The 16646-nt window shown below is 42.9% G+C and carries 19 protein-coding genes; all 19 read left to right on the top strand.

What is annotated here, in order from left to right:
* Positions 1-440: hypothetical protein (locus tag AZ66_RS31955; protein WP_197081731.1), on the top strand; the 440-nt coding region annotated here is incomplete at its 5' end.
* A gap of 282 nt (positions 441-722) precedes the next feature.
* Positions 723-1505 (top strand): hypothetical protein, encoded by a 783-nt coding sequence (locus AZ66_RS18135; RefSeq protein ID WP_044356119.1) that lies wholly within the window; start codon positions 723-725, stop codon positions 1503-1505.
* A 191-nt stretch (positions 1506-1696) separates the two neighbouring features.
* Positions 1697-2461 (top strand): hypothetical protein, encoded by a 765-nt coding sequence (locus AZ66_RS18130; protein WP_044356118.1) that lies wholly within the window; start codon positions 1697-1699, stop codon positions 2459-2461.
* A gap of 91 nt (positions 2462-2552) precedes the next feature.
* Positions 2553-2798 carry a hypothetical protein gene (locus AZ66_RS32810; RefSeq protein ID WP_231586935.1) on the top strand — a complete coding sequence of 82 codons (246 nt, stop codon included), beginning with the start codon at positions 2553-2555 and terminating at the stop codon, positions 2796-2798.
* Complete coding sequence (locus AZ66_RS18125; protein WP_052648611.1) at positions 2777-3331, top strand: hypothetical protein; 555 nt, start codon at positions 2777-2779, stop codon at positions 3329-3331. Before AZ66_RS32810 ends, AZ66_RS18125 begins: the two co-directional genes overlap by 22 nt.
* 214 nt (positions 3332-3545) lie before the next feature.
* Positions 3546-3956 (top strand): BlaI/MecI/CopY family transcriptional regulator, encoded by a 411-nt coding sequence (locus tag AZ66_RS18120; protein WP_044356117.1) that lies wholly within the window; start codon positions 3546-3548, stop codon positions 3954-3956.
* Positions 3953-5833: a M56 family metallopeptidase gene (locus AZ66_RS18115; protein WP_044356116.1), complete on the top strand. Its 1881-nt coding sequence runs from the start codon at positions 3953-3955 to the stop codon at positions 5831-5833. Before AZ66_RS18120 ends, AZ66_RS18115 begins: the two co-directional genes overlap by 4 nt.
* A 240-nt stretch (positions 5834-6073) precedes the next feature.
* Entirely contained in the window at positions 6074-6418 is a 345-nt protein-coding gene (locus AZ66_RS29990; protein ID WP_052648610.1) for a hypothetical protein, read from the top strand.
* Between the two features lie 25 nt (positions 6419-6443).
* Complete coding sequence (locus AZ66_RS29985) at positions 6444-6890, top strand: hypothetical protein (protein ID WP_052648608.1); 447 nt, start codon at positions 6444-6446, stop codon at positions 6888-6890.
* A gap of 121 nt (positions 6891-7011) precedes the next feature.
* Positions 7012-7827 (top strand): hypothetical protein, encoded by an 816-nt coding sequence (locus AZ66_RS18105; RefSeq protein ID WP_044356115.1) that lies wholly within the window; start codon positions 7012-7014, stop codon positions 7825-7827.
* Positions 7828-7997: 170 nt separating this feature from the next.
* Positions 7998-8408 (top strand): BlaI/MecI/CopY family transcriptional regulator, encoded by a 411-nt coding sequence (locus AZ66_RS18100; RefSeq protein ID WP_021260992.1) that lies wholly within the window; start codon positions 7998-8000, stop codon positions 8406-8408.
* Between the two features lie 176 nt (positions 8409-8584).
* On the top strand, positions 8585-8884 hold the full coding sequence (locus tag AZ66_RS29980; protein WP_052648605.1) for a hypothetical protein: 300 nt from the start codon (positions 8585-8587) through the stop codon (positions 8882-8884).
* A complete protein-coding gene (locus AZ66_RS29975; RefSeq protein WP_052648603.1) occupies positions 8881-9342 on the top strand; it encodes a hypothetical protein in 462 nt (153 codons plus the stop codon). Before AZ66_RS29980 ends, AZ66_RS29975 begins: the two co-directional genes overlap by 4 nt.
* Positions 9343-9496: 154 nt before the next feature.
* The gene (locus AZ66_RS29970) at positions 9497-10465 is read left to right on the top strand and encodes a DUF4179 domain-containing protein (protein ID WP_052648602.1); all 969 of its coding nucleotides are present in this window, start codon (positions 9497-9499) and stop codon (positions 10463-10465) included.
* A 269-nt stretch (positions 10466-10734) separates the two neighbouring features.
* Positions 10735-11796: a 3-deoxy-7-phosphoheptulonate synthase gene (gene aroF / locus AZ66_RS18085; protein ID WP_044356114.1), complete on the top strand. Its 1062-nt coding sequence runs from the start codon at positions 10735-10737 to the stop codon at positions 11794-11796.
* Between the two features lie 143 nt (positions 11797-11939).
* Entirely contained in the window at positions 11940-12992 is a 1053-nt protein-coding gene (locus AZ66_RS18080) for an oxidoreductase (RefSeq protein ID WP_044356113.1), read from the top strand.
* 25 nt (positions 12993-13017) lie between these two features.
* Entirely contained in the window at positions 13018-13755 is a 738-nt protein-coding gene (locus AZ66_RS18075; protein ID WP_044356112.1) for a GntR family transcriptional regulator, read from the top strand.
* A gap of 566 nt (positions 13756-14321) precedes the next feature.
* Positions 14322-15746, top strand: a complete 1425-nt coding sequence (glnA, locus tag AZ66_RS18070) for a type I glutamate--ammonia ligase (protein WP_044356111.1) — start codon at positions 14322-14324, stop codon at positions 15744-15746.
* Between the two features lie 210 nt (positions 15747-15956).
* Positions 15957-16646 (top strand): extracellular solute-binding protein (locus AZ66_RS18065; RefSeq protein ID WP_044356120.1); only part of this gene is annotated, 690 nt, incomplete at its 3' end.

Genomic DNA, 16646 nt, shown 5'->3' with positions numbered 1-16646 from the left:
GCAATAAAAAATTGATGTCCGGAATGGAATTCCTCTATATAATCAATCCGCTTACGTTCAAAACATATGAGGAATATATAAAAAAGGCTGCTACCTATCAAGGGCCAGTATTGCAGAAGCCGTCCAACCTGCCGAAGGGATATAAGTTAGCCAAAGCGGAAATCGAGTATCTGAAAAGTAAGGAGTTCGAAGCAGAAGTCAAAAAAGAAGCCGCCATTGAGGGACAAGGCAAATTGCTGTATGCGAAGAAGTATGATTGGAAGGTACCGGGCAAATTCAAGCTTGAGTATGTGAATGGCAAGAAGAAGTTCCTATTGGATATGCTCACGATCGACCCGAAAACAGCGAAAAAGCAAACAGGTTATGTCTATGAACCTCCAATCGAAAAGGTAAAAAAGAGAGTCCTGAAACTGCTTATAGTTTACTGTCTTGGAGGGTGAATGACAAATTAATTTCGATTCAAACGAACACTGATATGTCCAAAGAAGATCTAATCAAGCTTTCGAAAACGATGGTACTTGAGAAAAAATAATAAGCAGGGTTTCGTAATCGGACGAAGTATATCGAGTAACCCCCGGGGAAGATGTGAAGGATTAGCAGTTTTTCAGGGGGTTGTTTTTTGTTTTTTAGGGATTTTTTGATAATGATGTCACGAAAGGCACGGTGAGAATTGTTATATAAGATAAGACGTCAAAAGATTAACGAGAGAGGGGCAATTTGATATGAAAATGACAATGAAACTTGCAATCGCAACGATAAGCGGCATCCTATTATTTGGTTCGATGAATCTCACGGCAGAGGCAGCGTCTTCTCGTTCGATAAGCGATATAACGTTGAAGACGGCAGCAGCTAAACCAAAGACCATGACTGAGGGCGAGAAGCTGGAGAAAGCAGAGCAGGAGAGAATCGAGAAATTACTTGAAAAAAATCCGGATGATACCTATATCTTATATGTCAGTAATGAATTGACTAAAGTCAAAGGTAAAGGAGAGGTCTACTTGATGGGCAACTCCTTTCCAAAGTATAACAAATATGAGGACTATCTAAAGAAAGCATCCAGTTTGAAGGAAGCAACGCTGCAAAAGCCTGCTAACTTGCCCAAGGGATATGTCTTCTCCGCGGCAGAGATTACAGGTCCATATAGCGTTGATTTTGCTGCAGATTTGAAAGCAGAAGCGAAAAAATTAAACAAACAGATTTACTCTAAAAAACTCAATTGGACAACCACAAACGAAACCAAATTAGAATTCAAAAATGGAGACGATTTTATCAAAATAAGCAGCCGTAAGCCTGATGCGGTGGATAAGAAAAATTATAGTCAAGAGTATACCTATACAACCGCGGAAAAAATGAAAAAAGATAATCCATATGTAGGCGAGAAATATATAGTAAATTCGTTGGTTTGGATCCAACACGGCAAGCTGCTTTCCGTTCATACGAATCCAAAGAATCCAATGACGAAGGAAGAGATGATCAAGTTGGCGAAAACGATGGTCAAAAAGTAAGAATCGCCATGTTATTGATGCGAAACGTAAGATAGACCGATATTGAACACCCTCAGGGAAGACGTAGATCAGCATGTCTAACCTGGGGGTATTTGCAGTTCTTCGATTGAAAGTCATGTCACAATCAAATGGTTGAAATTGTTATATAAATGGTAGATATTACATGTCAAACAGGAAAGGTGCGATTTTATATGAATACGAAGATGAAAATAGCAATTGCTTCACAATGCAGCATTCTATTGTTCGGATCCATGCACCTCATGTCAGGCACAGCGTCAGATCATGCTATAAGCGGCATCAGCTTGAAGGTAGCAGCAACGAAACCAATGGCTGCGAATGAAGGCGAGAAGTTGGAGCAAGCCGAGAAGGCTAAACTTGACAAACTGTTGGAAAAAAATCCATGTGATATGTATCTGATATACAGCAGTTATCAGCCGAAGGGATTTGAGGTTTTTGGTTATGGCAACTTTAATCCGCGCTACGAGAAATACGAGGACTACGAGAAGTTGTTGCGTGTTATGAAAGAGCCAGCTCCGCAGAAGCCTGCTGATCTGTCGAAGAACTATACGTTCGAAGGGGTCATTGTTGCTGCGCCTTATACAAATGAGTATGCGGCAGCCCTGCAGGCTGAGGCGAAAAAGCTCGGCAAAAAGATCTATTCAAAGAAGCTTGAGTGGAAGGATACGAATATGATTCAGTTGCGTTTCGTGAACGGCAAGGATTATATTCAGTTCTCAAGTTATCGGATTGAAGAGATGGATAAGAATCAAAACGGATATGTCTATATCGCTGCTGCGGACGTGAAAAAGAAAAATCCAAAACTTGATCCTAAATTTATTACTACCTCATTAAATTGGTATGAACAGGGTAAGGGGTTCTCGATTTCAACCAATGCAGAGAATTCGTTGACGAAGGAAGACCTGATCAAGCTGGCGACAACGATGGTGAAAAAGTAGAACTACTGAAAATCATGTCACAAGAGGCATGGTGAAATTTGTTATATAAGATGAGATGACTAAAAGAATAACTAGAGAGGGGCATTTTGATATGAAAATGACGATGAAAATAGCAATCGCAACGATAGGCGGCATCTTATTAATTGGTTCGATGAATCTCGCAGCAGAGGCAGCGTCTTCTCGTTCGATAAGCGATATAACGTTGAAGACGGCAGCTGCTAAACCAAAGACCATGACTGAAGGCGAAAAGCTGGAGAAAGCCGAGCAGGAGAGAATCGAGAAATTACTTGAAAAAATCCGGATGATACCTATATCGTGTATGTCAGCAATGAATTGACGAAAGTCAAAGGCAAAGCAGAAGTATACATGATGGGCAACAGTATGCCGAAATTTGACAAATATGAGGACTATCTGAAGAAAGCAGACACTTTGAAGGAAGCAACACTACAGCAACCTGCTGACTTGCCGGAAGGTTATCGTCTCTCCAAGGCAGAAATTATGGGGCCATTTAGCGTTGATTACTCTGCACAATTGAAGGCGGAAGCGAAAAAATTAAACAAACAGATTTATTCCAAGAAAATCAACTGGACAACTTCGAACTGGATACGACTAGAGTACAAAAATGGAGACGATACGATTACTTTGGGAAGCAGAAATCTTGATTCGGTGGATTTGAAGCAAAATAAACAGGGATATACCTATGTAAGTGCAGCAGAAAAAAATAAGGAAAATCCTAAACTGGATAAGAAGAATTTATGGAACGAGCTGAACTGGAGAGAAAATGGAAAGTTGTATTATATCCTAACCAATGATAATCCGTTGAAGAAGGAAGAGATGATCAAGCTGGCAAAAACGATGGTGAAAAAATAGCTTGTGTCCAAGCCCATGCAGTCCGAATAGGATGTGTGGGCTATCTTATTGAGTGTGATCAACGTAAATCCTTAGATTAATAGGCGTCAAATTTTTGCATGCATGATTAAGGAGATTCAGAAAAGAAACCTGTTGACATTTCTGAACTACAAACGTAGTATGTGATATAACTACATGTGTAGTATAAAAAATAAATTTTTTGGGGGTTGCATGCATGAATCACATACCACCAATTACAGATGCGGAATTGGAAGTCATGCGCGTCTTGTGGGAAAAACCAAATTGTCCTTCCAGCGAGATCGTAAAACGGATGGCGGAGCGCATGGAATGGAGTCCGAATACAAGCCGTACGCTTCTGAATCGATTGGTGCAGAAGAAAGCGGCTGGAGTGAAGCTGGAAGAGGGTTCGAAGCGCACCCAGCTATTCTTTTCGATCATCAGCGAGCAGGAATACTTGCGATCTGAAACGACCTCATTTATGAAAAAGCTGTATGGCGGGTCATTAAAGCCGATGTTGGCCCACTTTCTAGAGGATAAGAATCTGAACGCCCAGGAAATCGAGGATCTCAAGGCTTTATTTGATGATAAACGCGGTGACAATTCGGAAAAGAGAGATTTCGAATGAGTCCGACAATGTATGAATGTTTATTATCGCTTTTCGGCTGGGTTCTCCGCGGATCTTTTATGGCCAGTATTCTTATTGTGCTGGTTCTTATCCTGCAATTTTTATTTAAAAACAAGCTTGAAGTTAGGTGGAAGTATCTGCTGTGGGTACCTGTGGCGATTCGTCTGCTGATGCCTTGGGCGCCGGAATCTTCACTTAGCCTATACAATGTTTTTTCGTTGGAGGCCATAGTTCCCGTTAGTCAAGAACAATCGCAAGCTCAACTTCCATCGGCTTGGTACAGCTTGTGGGAAAGTGCAGGGGAAAGGAGCGAAGCAGAGGCTCAAGCAGAGAATGCTGCTGATTCGGAGAAAAGCGTCCTTTTAGAAAGGAAAATAGAGGTATCCACTACCACATGGGACATGCGATTTTGGTGGAGTGGGTTCAAGCAAATGGGCTTCACCAATATGCTGATGTTAGTTTGGCTCTTGGGTGTCCTGCTTTTTGCTGCGAAAACCGTTTATGACCAGTTTCAATTGAAGCGAGCCCTTCGTGAGGGCAGAACAATTGAAACGCCTTATTTATCGACCGTGTTCCGCGAAACAAAGCAGTTAATGGGCGTAAAGCGTGATGTGAGGTTTGTGGCCAGTGAACGCATTCCCGGACCTGCCGTAGTCGGTTTTCGCAAGCCCGCGATCATAATTTCACCGAGTCTGCTCGTCACACTGCGAGGGGAACAGATTCAGTGTATTTTGGCACACGAATTTGGGCACATCCAGCGGCGGGATGTGGCGGTGAACTGGTTGATGCACATTCTGCTTATTATCCATTGGTTTAATCCGTTGTTATGGCTTGCTGTACAAAAAGCAAGGCAGGATCAGGAGATGGCCTGTGATGCATGCGTGCTGGATCGGATGAGTTCACAGCCAAATCTACAGCATAACCATACATACGGGCAGACCATCATCCATGTGCTAGAGCATTTTCATTTGTCAGGCAAACAACATCAGCCGAGTCTTGCCGGATTGTCCGCTACACATAAACAAATGAAGAGAAGATTGCTAATGATCAAGCGATTTCATAAAAAATCCTATCATTTGTCCATATTGGGGGTGGCGATTATGATTGCACTTGGCAGCGTGACGCTGGTAAATGCGAAGGGAAACGATGTTGATGCTGTCGAGTCCCCAGTTGTAAACGAGATCGCCATGAAAACGGCGGCAACTAAACCAGAAGCTGAAGGTGAAGGGAAGAAGCTGGAGAAAGCGGAGAAAGAGAGAATCGCCAAATTGCTTGAAAAAAATCCGGATGATACGTATATCGTATATGTCAGCAATGAAGTAAAAGGCGGTCTCCCCGTTGAGGGTTTTTCTCTTTCTGAATTTAATCTCATGGGAAGTCCTTCTCCTAGCTTCGATACCTATGAGGCTTACCTCCAAAGAGCATCAGCTTTGAAAGAGGCGGTACCGCAGCAGCCGGCTGACTTGCCGGATGGTTATATCTTTAGCAGAGCGGAAATTGATAACGTGTTCACTTCAAAGGATTTTGCACCAGTGGAGGCCGAGGCTAAAAAGCTGGGCAAACAGGTATATTCGAAGAAAATGAATATAACAAATAGCGATCATATCTCGCTAACGTTCACAAATGGTGAAGACTTTATCAATATAACGAGTTTCCATTGGAAGGAGAAAGATTTAGAAGAATATAAAAAGAGGAAAGAAAAGGAATATCTATATACATCCGCGAAAGACATGGAAAAGGAAAATCCGAATCATGAAGGAAGAAATTATCTTAGTTGGAGAGAATACGGTAAAAGCTTCCAAATTGTAACCAATCCGAGTAATCCATTGACGAAGGATGAGCTGATCCAGTTAGCGAAAACGGCAGTAGAAAAATAGATTTTTAAGCGATATATTTTTAGAAATGATGAAAATGGTTACAGAGTCTAAGGACTTGTAAAAAGCCCATGCAGTCGGAATAGAGTGCATGGGCTATCTTTTTGCATGTGATCGGCAAGTGGATATAGAAAGAAAAATCACACAAATCATGTTGACATTTATAAACTACAGATGTAGTATGTAATTAAACTACGGATGTAGTTTATAAGTCATAATCAAAAATGAGAGGAGTACTACAAAATGAAAGTAGCATCAAAAGTGGCAATTACAGCACTAAGCAGCATTTTAATGTTGGGTTCTTCTTCAGTAAATCTCATGGCAGAGGCGGCCCCATCTCGTACTTCAAGCAATATCACTGTGAAGACAGCTGCCGTCAAACCAGAGTTGATAAGTGAAGGTGAAAAGTTAGTAGTAGCAGAGAAGGATAAGATTAACAAATTGCTGGAAGGGAATCCGAATGATTCGTACATTTTATATGTCAGCAGTGAATTGAAGAAGAAAAGACAGTATTCCGGAAGGGTGGATTTCTTTTTCAGAAGTTTCTTTTATGGGAAGCCCCCGATCTCAAAGTTTCGATACTTATGAGGATTACCTCAAAAGAGCATCGACCTTGAAAGAGGTGGTGCCACAGCAGCCAACTGACTTTCCGGAAGGTTATAGCTTAACTAAAGCAAATATTTATTCTGTGTTCACTCCCCAGGACTTAGCAGCAATAAAAGCCGAGGCTAAAAAGCTGGGTAAACAGGTATATTCGAAGAAAATGAACCTGATAAAAAGCGACCATATCTCGTTATCGTACACGAAAGGACAAGACTTTATTAATATATCAAGTTTTCATTGGGACGAGAAAGATTTAGAAGAATATAAGAAGAAGAAGGAAAAGGAATATAGCTATACATCAGCGAAAGACATGGAAAAGAAAGATCCGAATCACGGAGGAAGAAATTATCTTAGTTGGAGAGAAGGCGGCAAAAGCTTCCAAGTGGAAACCAATAAGAACAATCCGTTGACGAAGGAAGAGTTGATCATATTAGCAAAAACGGCAGTAAAAAAATAGATATATAGACGGAATTACTGTACAAGCCCATGCAGCTAAATAGAATACATGAACCAAGTCCTCCCCATAAACTACAGTTCTAGTTTATGGGGAGGACTCAAAATGAGAGGAGCGGTATAACATGAAAGCAGCATCAAAAGTAGCAATCACAGCACTGAGTAGTATTTTTTTGTTGGGTTCTTCGGTGAACCTTAAGGTAGAGGCGGCCCCATCCCAACCTTCAAGCAATATCACCTTACAGACGGCAGCTGCTAAACCAGCGGCGATTAGCAAAGGTGAAAAGTTAGTAAATGAAGAGAAGGAGAAGATAAATAAATTATTGAAAAAAAATCCGAATGATTCGTACATTTTATATGTCAACAAGGAATTAAAGAAAGAAAAAGACAGTCTACCAGCTGGAAATATTTCCTTCTCAGAATTCACCTTCATGGGCAGCCCCCGATCTCAAAGCTTCGATACGTATGAGGCTTACATCAAAAGAGCATCGGCCTTGAAAGAGGCGGTGCCGCAGCAGTCGGCTGACTTTCCGGAGGGTTATCGTTTAAGTAAAGCGGATATTATTTCTGTGTTCACTCCTAAGGATTCAGCAGCAATAAGAGCCGAGGCTAAAAAGCTGGGCAAACAGGTATATTCGAAGAAGCTGAATGTGATCAAAAGCGACCATATCGCTCTATCGTACACGAAAGGAGAAGACTTCATTAATATATTGAGTTTTCATTGGGACGAGAAAGATTTAGAAGAATATAAAAAGAAAAAAGAAAAGGAATATCTGTATACATCCGCGATAGAAATGGAAAAGAAAGATCCGAATCACGAAGGAAGTAATTATCTTAGTTGGAGAGATGGTGGAAAGAGCTTTCAAATTGTAACCAATAAGGATAATCCGTTGACGAAAGAAGATTTGATCAAGCTGGCGAAAACGACAGTGAAAAAATAGCTATATATATTCATATTCGTTCATACGTAAAAGCCCATGCATTCCGAATAGGATACATGGGCTTTTATATGGTTAAAAACACAAAACAGGTTGACATTGTAAAAGTACAATTATAGCATGAGTATAACTACATGCGTGGTCTTGAACGATTGAGTTTGGAGGTTTCATGAATGAATAAAGTACCGCCTATTACGGATGCTGAACTGGAGGTTATGCGCGTATTGTGGGCGCATCCCGATTGTCCTTCCATTGAGGTAGTCAATCAAATGACGGATTTGATGGAGTGGAGCCCGAATACGACTCGGACGCTCCTGAGCCGCTTGGTTCAGAAGGAAGCAGCTGGTGCAAAGCTGGAGAAGGGGTCGAAACGAAACTATTTGTACTACCCGCTTATCAGCGAGCAGGAGTACCTGCGATCCGAAACCAAATCCTTCATGAAAAAGCTGTATGGCGGAGCTTTGAAGCCGATGCTGGCCAACTTTTTGCAGGATAAAAAGCTAAATGCGCAGGAAATCGAGGATTTAAAATCGTTGTTTGACGAGAACCGTGATGACGGTGGATCAAAAAAGAGCGACACGTAAATTCGAATTCATGCGCTACTACCCTTGGAGAAGACGGTGATACAGCCAGTCTTTTTCCAAGGGATTTTTTATTTATTGGATAAAAAGTCGATCCGTGTCACAATTCCCGTTTTTGAGTTGTTCATATAGATGAATAGAAAATTTCCATAATAGAGGTGCAGGGGAGAATTGTCTTTATGAAAATGACGTCAAAACTAGTAATTGCAGCAATATGCGGGTTGCTAATGTTCAGCTATATGAACAATGCCACGGAAGCGGCGCCAGCCAAAGGCACAATTGACTATACCGTGAAAGGCCCTTCGGGCGAGCCGAAGGTCTTTGAAGATGAGTTGGCAAGACTACATAAGCTGGTTGAGCAAAATCCGGGTGATGCTTATGCCGTATTTATTGACAATGAAAAACGAAAAGCAAGGGGCAGGAAATTATCTTCACCGGGTATGTCTCCCCTTCATTTGAAACCTATGAGAATTATTTGAAGAAGGCGACTGATTTAAAAGGAACCGTATTAGTAGAACCTACAAATCTGCCAGAAGGGTATTCCTTTACGAAAGCAGAAATACGGTGTCCCTATAGTCCGCAATTTAAGAACGATTTACGAGCAGAAGCCAAAAAGAAAGGTGCAGCTGTGTTGTCGAAGAAATATGAATGGACGGAAGCGGGGCAAATTGTACTGAAATATATGAATGGTGAGGATACGTTGCTTTTGGAATATATTGCACTTGGTTCGAAAGCATCCCCTGCCCAGAAAGGGTATCATTATCAAACTGCTGAAGAGGCAAGACAAAAGTTGCAGCCAGAATATCGGGATAGCCCGCAGCAAAACACACTTCTATGGACGGAACAAGGCAAGCAATTTCGAATTATAACCAACGAAGGAAATACATTGACGCAGGAAGACTTAATCAAAATTGCGGAAACGATAGTCAGAAGGTAAGTTGATATTGGCTAGCAAGCCCCAGTGGATATTTGGTATGCCAAGTATCTGTTGAGGGGTGTTTTTAGAATTAGGTTAAGATGATGTCACAATTGAGGGAATTGATATTGTTTCCTATTTTAGGTGGTTTAAGAATGAAAAAGGAGATGGAGTTATGAGTACATATAAACAATCATTATTGAAGAAGTTGATAGCGGTAACTTGTATGGCAGCTATATTGGGTACAGGAGCAGGAATAGCTGTCGTTGATTTACCTACGGCAAGTGCAGCGGCATCTGGTTCGAGTGTGTTTCAGGACTGGGGAGACTCTGGGGTAAAGGCGGCCAGCAAAAAAGGCTTGACGACAGTGAAAGACGCAAAGGCAACAAAAGACGGAGTTACGTTAAGCGTGCCTGAGCTTATGTACGACGGTCTTCGCTTTGTCATGGTGTTGAAGTCCGAAGGCGGAGAGAATCCACTGTATGCTAGTAAGAGTTATCTGATAAATGGACAGCCGCTTCAGGTGGACAAGCTATCGATGATGGCAAGTTCGGTTCCCGTGGAAAAAGGAAAAGAGAATAATATGTGCATGGTTGAGTTTACGAATGCCATCGATCCAAAAACGGGAGAGCCTATTCTTCCGAATGAGTTTGAGTTGACGATTAATGCGAAATTTGAGGCAGCGGAGATGACTCTAGTCATTCCGGTGAAAAACATCTCCAAACGTGATATAAACATACAGCCGAATGCCAAGAAGAATACGCAGAAATTTAGTTACGAAGTAATGAATCTGCGAATGACCGACGCGACGACAATGCTGCAGATTCACAGCAAGGGAGAAATTCCAAGCAGCAGCACGAAGCGACCGAATAAGTATCATCAATCCAAAATGTATTACGAAATCGTAGACGATAAAGGCAACGAGTTAGTTCAGTTCAGACTGGGCACGTATGCGAAAAAGCCGGATAAGGAGTATAATGAAAAAATCATGTATGCTCCATCTGTTTTTGGGACTAAATTTATTACCGTGAAACCTTTTACGCTTTTTGTCGATAAGAACGGGCTGCCTCTTGAGGATAAAAAACGAAACATGATAAAGGACTACCACAAAGCGCTGGAAATGAAGATTCAGGTTACATCGTAAGCTGTGTAACTAGTATATATAGGGATGAAAAGAAGTCGTGCGTTATGTTCGGCTTCTTTTGTTATTTTTCTGAAAATTATTGCAACAAAGGGTTGACGATCCGGTAGTTGTTCTGTATAGTTTCTTTAACAGTTAAAAGCATAAAAGCTTATACGCATTAAAGTATTAAAGTAAGTGCAAAAGTAAAACTACAATAAGAAGTGTCATCGATGAACGCATTTCTGCTTTAAGGGGTTAACTGGCACTGCGCATAGAAAGGGTGTACAATCATGATTGTTATTGTAAATAATGAGACATCTGAAGAACAGATCGCGAATATAGCCAGCATCATTGAAGGGCAAGGCAATCAAGTTCATATATCCCGCGGAACGGCTCATACGGTAATTGGGATTATTGGACATGCGGAGCCGAAGCTGGCAGAACATCTTAGACAAATGAAGGGCGTAGAGAACGTGGTTAAAATTACGAAATCATACAAACTGGCAAGTCGTGACTTCCATCCGGAAGATACAGTAATCGAAATCCGTGGCGTGAAAATCGGCGGCGGTAATTTGGTGGTTATGGGAGGGCCGTGTGCGGTTGAATCGCCTGCTCAGATTAATGAGATTGCACGGTTGGTGAAGGCAGCAGGCGGACAAGTTCTGCGCGGAGGAGCATTCAAGCCGCGTACGGGACCGTACAGCTTCCAAGGCATTGGCGTAGAAGGGCTAGAGATGATGAAGGAAGCGGGCGAGAAGCACGGACTTCTTACCATTACAGAAGTGATGACGCCTGAATATGTAGATATTTGTGCGGAGCATGCGGATATTTTGCAGGTAGGCACACGAAATATGCAGAACTTCGATCTGCTGCGCAAGCTTGGAGAGTGCGGCAAGCCAGTGCTGCTTAAGCGCGGCTTTAGCGCAACATATGACGAGTGGCTCAATGCCGCGGAATATATATTGGCAGGCGGCAATCCGAATGTCATGCTGTGTGAGCGCGGTATCCGCACATTCGAGACGTATACACGGAATACATTTGATTTGACCGCAATACCGGTTATGAAGCAGCTAAGCCACTTGCCGGTCATTGCCGATCCAAGCCATGCGACAGGACGCCGCGAGCTGGTAGAGACGATGTCGAAAGCATCTGCGGCTGCTGGTGCGGACGGTCTTATTATTGAAATGCATACCGATCCAGACAATTCGATGACAGGCGATGGGGTGCAGTCCCTCTTCCCGGATCAATTCGCTGGCTTGCTGCGCGAGTTGGAGCAGCTTGCTCCGTTATGCGGCAAGTCGTTCGAGACGAAGAAGATGGAGCCAGCCTTTTTTGATACGTGGGAAAAATAAAAATGGCGCAAGATAAGAGGTAAACCGAAATAACTAGGTTTACCTCTTTTTCTATATACTTTAAAAATGAAAACTATATACTTTTCAATATAAATATATATAATAAACAAGGAAACAATTTTTGAAAAAGGAAGTTGAAGAACATGACATTAACAATGGGTTTTATCGGGTTTGGAAAGTCAGCCAACCGCTATCACTTACCTTACGTGAATACGCGTGAGCATATAAAAGTAAAAACAATTTATGTCCGGAATGTTAACGAAGAATTAGCGGCTCCATATCGTGAAAAGGGTGTTGCCTTCACCACTGATTTGGACGAATTATTGAACGACAAAGAAATTCAATTGGTGACGATCTGTACGCCAGCACACACGCACTACGAATTGGCGAAACGAGTTATACTTGCTGGGAAATCCGTTATCGTAGAAAAACCATTCTGCGATACCGTTGAACATGCGCAAGAATTACTAGCTTTAGGCCGCGAAAAAGGTGTAGTCGTTATGCCTTACCAAAATCGCCGTTTCGATGGTGATTTCTTAGCTGTGAAGCAGGTCGTTGAACAAGGCTTCCTTGGTGACATTGTTGAAGTTGAATCGCATATTGATTACTTCCGTCCTGGTTCAATCAGCCGCGAAGGTGCGAAGGAAGAAGGTTCATTCTACGGTTTAGGTATTCACATGATGGATCGCATGGTTTCGCTATTCGGCCGTCCGGATGTGGTGACATACGATATCCGCAATAATGAAGTGGAAGGTGCGGTTGATAACTATTTCGATGTGGATCTTCATTACGGACATCAATTGAAAATTAAACTGAAAACCAACCATGTCGTAGCAAAAGATTATCCGCGCTTTATCGTTCACGGAACAAATGGCTCATTCATCAAGTTCGGTGAAGATCAGCAGGAAAATGATCTGAAAGCAGGCATTATGCCTGAAAGTGCAGGCTTTGGTGAAGATTCACCGATGTACTATGGCATTGCGAAATACCGCAACGCAAACGGTGACTGGATTGAAAAACAAATCAAAACTCCGCTTGGCGATTACGGCCGTTTCTATGATGCAGCGTATGAAACAATCGTAAATGGCACTGCAAAGCTTGTGAAAGACGAAGAGGCGGTAACTAGCATGGAAATCTTGGAGAACGGATTTACTGCACCCTCCCCTTCCGTTTACAAGCTTGAGGCATTGCATTAAAAACCAGCACATAGGAGGCGAGGGAATGGCAAGCGGGTCTACGCAAGTAAAATACCTCGTCATTTACCAAAAAATCAAACAGCAGATCTTAGACGGTGAGTATAAAGTCAATGGGAAAATCCCAAGCAGCCTGATCCTTGCTGAAGAATTCGGTGTTTCGGTTCTCACCATCAAGAAGGCGCTGGATCTGCTGGTCCGTGACGGCTACATCATCCGACGACGTGGCAGCGGAACGGTGGTTCAAGATTGGCATCAGCAGGAGAAGGCGCGAATGATTCAGACCTTAACCGGTACGAAAGCTGTGTACGGCAGTGAGGTAGAAAGCAAGATCATCGAGTTTGCGATTGTCGGTGCAGATGAGACCATTGCCGGAAAATTGGGAATTGCAGTCGGCGATTTTGTCTATAAAATCATTCGACTCCGCATCATTCACGGTATTCCAACGATTATGGAGCATACATGGATGCCGATTTCGGTCATACCAGGTATTGAAGCTACGGTATTAGAGCAGTCAATATACTCGCACATACAAAACAAGCTTGGTCTTGAAGTGGGGACATCGATTGTCCGGGTCAAAGGAATTCGCCCAGATGAAAGGGAGAAGCAGTTTATGGATGTGCAGGATCGGGATTTCCTGATGCGGGTCGAACAGGTAGCCTACCTGACTGACGGACGCACCTTTGAGTACTCTTACGCCGACCATCTGCCAGAAACCTTTGAATTTGAAACCGTCATTACCGCTAAGAATTATAAAGAGTCATAGATGTAACAGGATGGGACGATTTTTTTGTCCCATCCTTTTTTTTATTTATGTGCAATTAGGCGATAACATCAGGATCACTTTTGTAAGCTGGTTGCTTTCGGAAATCTCGAATGCGTTTAGGAATGAAGATTGAACGATAACCTCCGGATGTAGAGGTAGATGCTCGTGAAGGTGTGAAATACGGATATAAAAGATGATTTCTTAGACGAGTAAGTAATAGAAACAGCTGAAACATTTAACGATAAAACTTATTTATATGTGTGATTGTGCAAATAAAATGAATGATAGGTTATGTACCGAAACGTAGTGTGTTGATAAAAATAAGTTCAATCGATCAGGTATTGATGAAGTATGTCTAAATTATACCGGAATGATCATGAGTATTTAAGGTGTGTAGGGAATAAAATCAATTCCAATGTTAGATAACCTAACATAAAATAAAAAAATACCTTACATGAGTATTGACGAAAGAGCATCCAGCTTCATATAATAATTTCAACAAATAATACAAAGTGAACATTCGGATGGAAAGAAATATGAAATGTTCGGATTGGGGAGGAATCGAGATGTCAGTCAATACCGTGTTGGAGTTAATGAAAGAGAAACAAATTGAGTATGTGGATTTTCGTTTTATTGATCTGTTAGGTCGTGCGCATCATATCAGCTTGCCTGCATCCGAAGTGGATGAGAGCACGTTCGAGAACGGCGTTGCATTTGACGGCTCCTCGATTACGGGTTTCCGTGGAATTGAAGAATCCGATATGGTCATGATGCCGGATACGGAGAGCAGCTATGTCGATCCATTTACGGCACGTCCGACGCTCATTATCATGTGCAACATCTTCACGCCTGACGGCGAGCGTTATGAGCGTGATCCACGAAGCATTGCACAGAAGGCGGAAGAGTATTTGGCTACAACAGGAGTAGGCACGGATGCATACTTTGCGCCAGAATCTGAATTTTTCATCTTCGATGATGTTCGTTATGAGAATACAATGAACAGTTCTTCCTTCTTCGTCGATTCCGAAGAGGCTTCTTGGAACACGAACCGCAAGGAAGAGGGCGGGAACCTGGGCTTCAAGATTCATACAAAAGGCGGATATGTGCCTGTAGCGCCGATCGATACACAACAAGACTTGCGCAGTGAGATGTGCAGTCTGCTGCAAGAAGCAGGACTTCGCATTGAACGTCACCACCATGAGGTTGCAACGGCAGGGCAAGGCGAGATCAACTTCCGCTTTGATTCACTGACGCGTACTGCAGATAACCTGATGAAGTATAAATATATCGTGCACAACACGGCACGCCGTTTCGGGAAAGTTGCGACCTTCATGCCGAAGCCGCTGTTCGGGGATAACGGAAGCGGGATGCACGTGCATCAATCGATCTTTAATGGCGATACACCGCTGTTCTATGAAAAGGGCGGCTATGCGAACTTGAGCGAGATGGCGCTGCATTATATCGGCGGAATTTTGCACCACGCGCCAGCGCTTATCGCACTGACGAATCCGAGCACGAACTCCTTTAAGCGACTCGTGCCGGGATATGAAGCGCCTGTAAATCTCGTATTCTCGAAAGGCAATCGCTCTGCGGCTGTACGTATTCCGGTAGCGGCGGTTACACCGAAGGGCTGTCGGATTGAATTCCGTACACCGGATTCTACGGCGAATCCATACCTGGCCTTTGCTGCGATGCTGATGGCAGGTCTCGACGGAATCAAGCGCAAGCTGGATCCTACAGAGCTTGGCTATGGGCCGTATGACCGCAATATTTACGAATTGTCGGATGCAGAGAAGCGTGAGATTCGCAGCGTTCCATCGACGATGGAAGAATCGCTTGATGCGCTTGAAGCTGACTATGAATTCTTGCTTGAAGGCGGCGTATTTACAAAAGCATTTATCGAAAATTATTTGCATATCAAACGTAAGGAAGCCAAATCCGTAGCTATTCGCATTCATCCGCAAGAGTATAGCCTGTACTTTGATTGCTAATATCCATATTCATATCGTCATAGCCCTCGTGTTCCTAGCGGATGCGAGGGCTTTATTTTGGAATCTTCCGAAAAAAACAGTTTGTTTTCTTCATGATCTCCCTGGCTCTACAATTTTTATTTGACGGCATCGGGCAATTAAAGTTATCATGTTACTGAAATTACTTAAACGTTTAAGTTAACAACAACCAATAGACGGGAGGGGAAGAAAGTGTCTAAACGCTTCTTCATTTCAATGTTGATGGTCTCGTTATGCATCATGATGCTGCTCTCGGCTTGCGGCGTACAGCATGCGACCTCAACATCTCCGAAAGCTGGAGGGAAGAATGTACATCAGGGAGAAGGGGAAGCCGGATCGCAGCCGGAGAAGGGAGCCCATTTGCTCGTATGGGAATCGAAGGGGCCTGAACTAGATTTTTTGAAAGCGGTCGCAGAAGATTTCGAACAGGAATATGGGATTGGTGTAAAAGTAGTGGCGGTTCCGTCAATCGACGCTGTCACGAAGCTGACGACAGATGGACCAGCCGGAATCGGGGCCGACGTGTTTTCCGCGCCGCATGATCATTTGGGGAATGCAGTCATGGCAGGGCTCGTGCTGCAAAATGATGTATACGACGAACAAATGAAACATCAAATTATGGATTCCGCCCTAGAAGGTGTCACCTATGATGGGGTGTTCTACGGTTTTCCAACCGCGATCGATACGTACGCGCTGTACTACAATAAAAAACTGCTGAATAAAGCTCCTGCCACTTACCAAGAGCTCATTCGGTTCGCTGAAACGTATAACGATCCAAAAAACAAACAGTACGCCTTTATGTGGAATGTAGGTCAGTTATATCAATCTTACTCGTTTCTAGCAGGCTATGGAGGATACATATTTGGAAGCGGAGGGAAGGAT

Source organism: Paenibacillus sp. E194, assembly GCF_000935845.1.
GTDB lineage: Bacteria > Bacillota > Bacilli > Paenibacillales > Paenibacillaceae > Paenibacillus_B > Paenibacillus_B alvei_B.
Note: the sequence above shows the minus strand (reverse complement) of the source record. Positions and strands in the feature narration are given on the sequence as shown.

Excerpts from the sequence above, each read along its gene's own strand:
- AZ66_RS32810 (WP_231586935.1), top strand. The coding sequence starts at position 2,553 with ATGAAAATGACGATGAAAATAGCAATCGCAACGATAGGCGGCATCTTA.
- glnA (WP_044356111.1), top strand. The coding sequence starts at position 14,322 with ATGTCAGTCAATACCGTGTTGGAGTTAATGAAAGAGAAACAAATTGAG.
- AZ66_RS29970 (WP_052648602.1), top strand. The coding sequence starts at position 9,497 with ATGAGTACATATAAACAATCATTATTGAAGAAGTTGATAGCGGTAACT.
- AZ66_RS18075 (WP_044356112.1), top strand. The coding sequence starts at position 13,018 with ATGGCAAGCGGGTCTACGCAAGTAAAATACCTCGTCATTTACCAAAAA.
- AZ66_RS29980 (WP_052648605.1), top strand. The coding sequence starts at position 8,585 with ATGAAAATGACGTCAAAACTAGTAATTGCAGCAATATGCGGGTTGCTA.
- aroF (WP_044356114.1), top strand. The coding sequence starts at position 10,735 with ATGATTGTTATTGTAAATAATGAGACATCTGAAGAACAGATCGCGAAT.
- AZ66_RS18130 (WP_044356118.1), top strand. The coding sequence starts at position 1,697 with ATGAATACGAAGATGAAAATAGCAATTGCTTCACAATGCAGCATTCTA.
- AZ66_RS18080 (WP_044356113.1), top strand. The coding sequence starts at position 11,940 with ATGACATTAACAATGGGTTTTATCGGGTTTGGAAAGTCAGCCAACCGC.
- AZ66_RS18100 (WP_021260992.1), top strand. The coding sequence starts at position 7,998 with ATGAATAAAGTACCGCCTATTACGGATGCTGAACTGGAGGTTATGCGC.
- AZ66_RS18120 (WP_044356117.1), top strand. The coding sequence starts at position 3,546 with ATGAATCACATACCACCAATTACAGATGCGGAATTGGAAGTCATGCGC.
- AZ66_RS18115 (WP_044356116.1), top strand. The coding sequence starts at position 3,953 with ATGAGTCCGACAATGTATGAATGTTTATTATCGCTTTTCGGCTGGGTT.
- AZ66_RS29990 (WP_052648610.1), top strand. The coding sequence starts at position 6,074 with ATGAAAGTAGCATCAAAAGTGGCAATTACAGCACTAAGCAGCATTTTA.
- AZ66_RS18105 (WP_044356115.1), top strand. The coding sequence starts at position 7,012 with ATGAAAGCAGCATCAAAAGTAGCAATCACAGCACTGAGTAGTATTTTT.
- AZ66_RS18135 (WP_044356119.1), top strand. The coding sequence starts at position 723 with ATGAAAATGACAATGAAACTTGCAATCGCAACGATAAGCGGCATCCTA.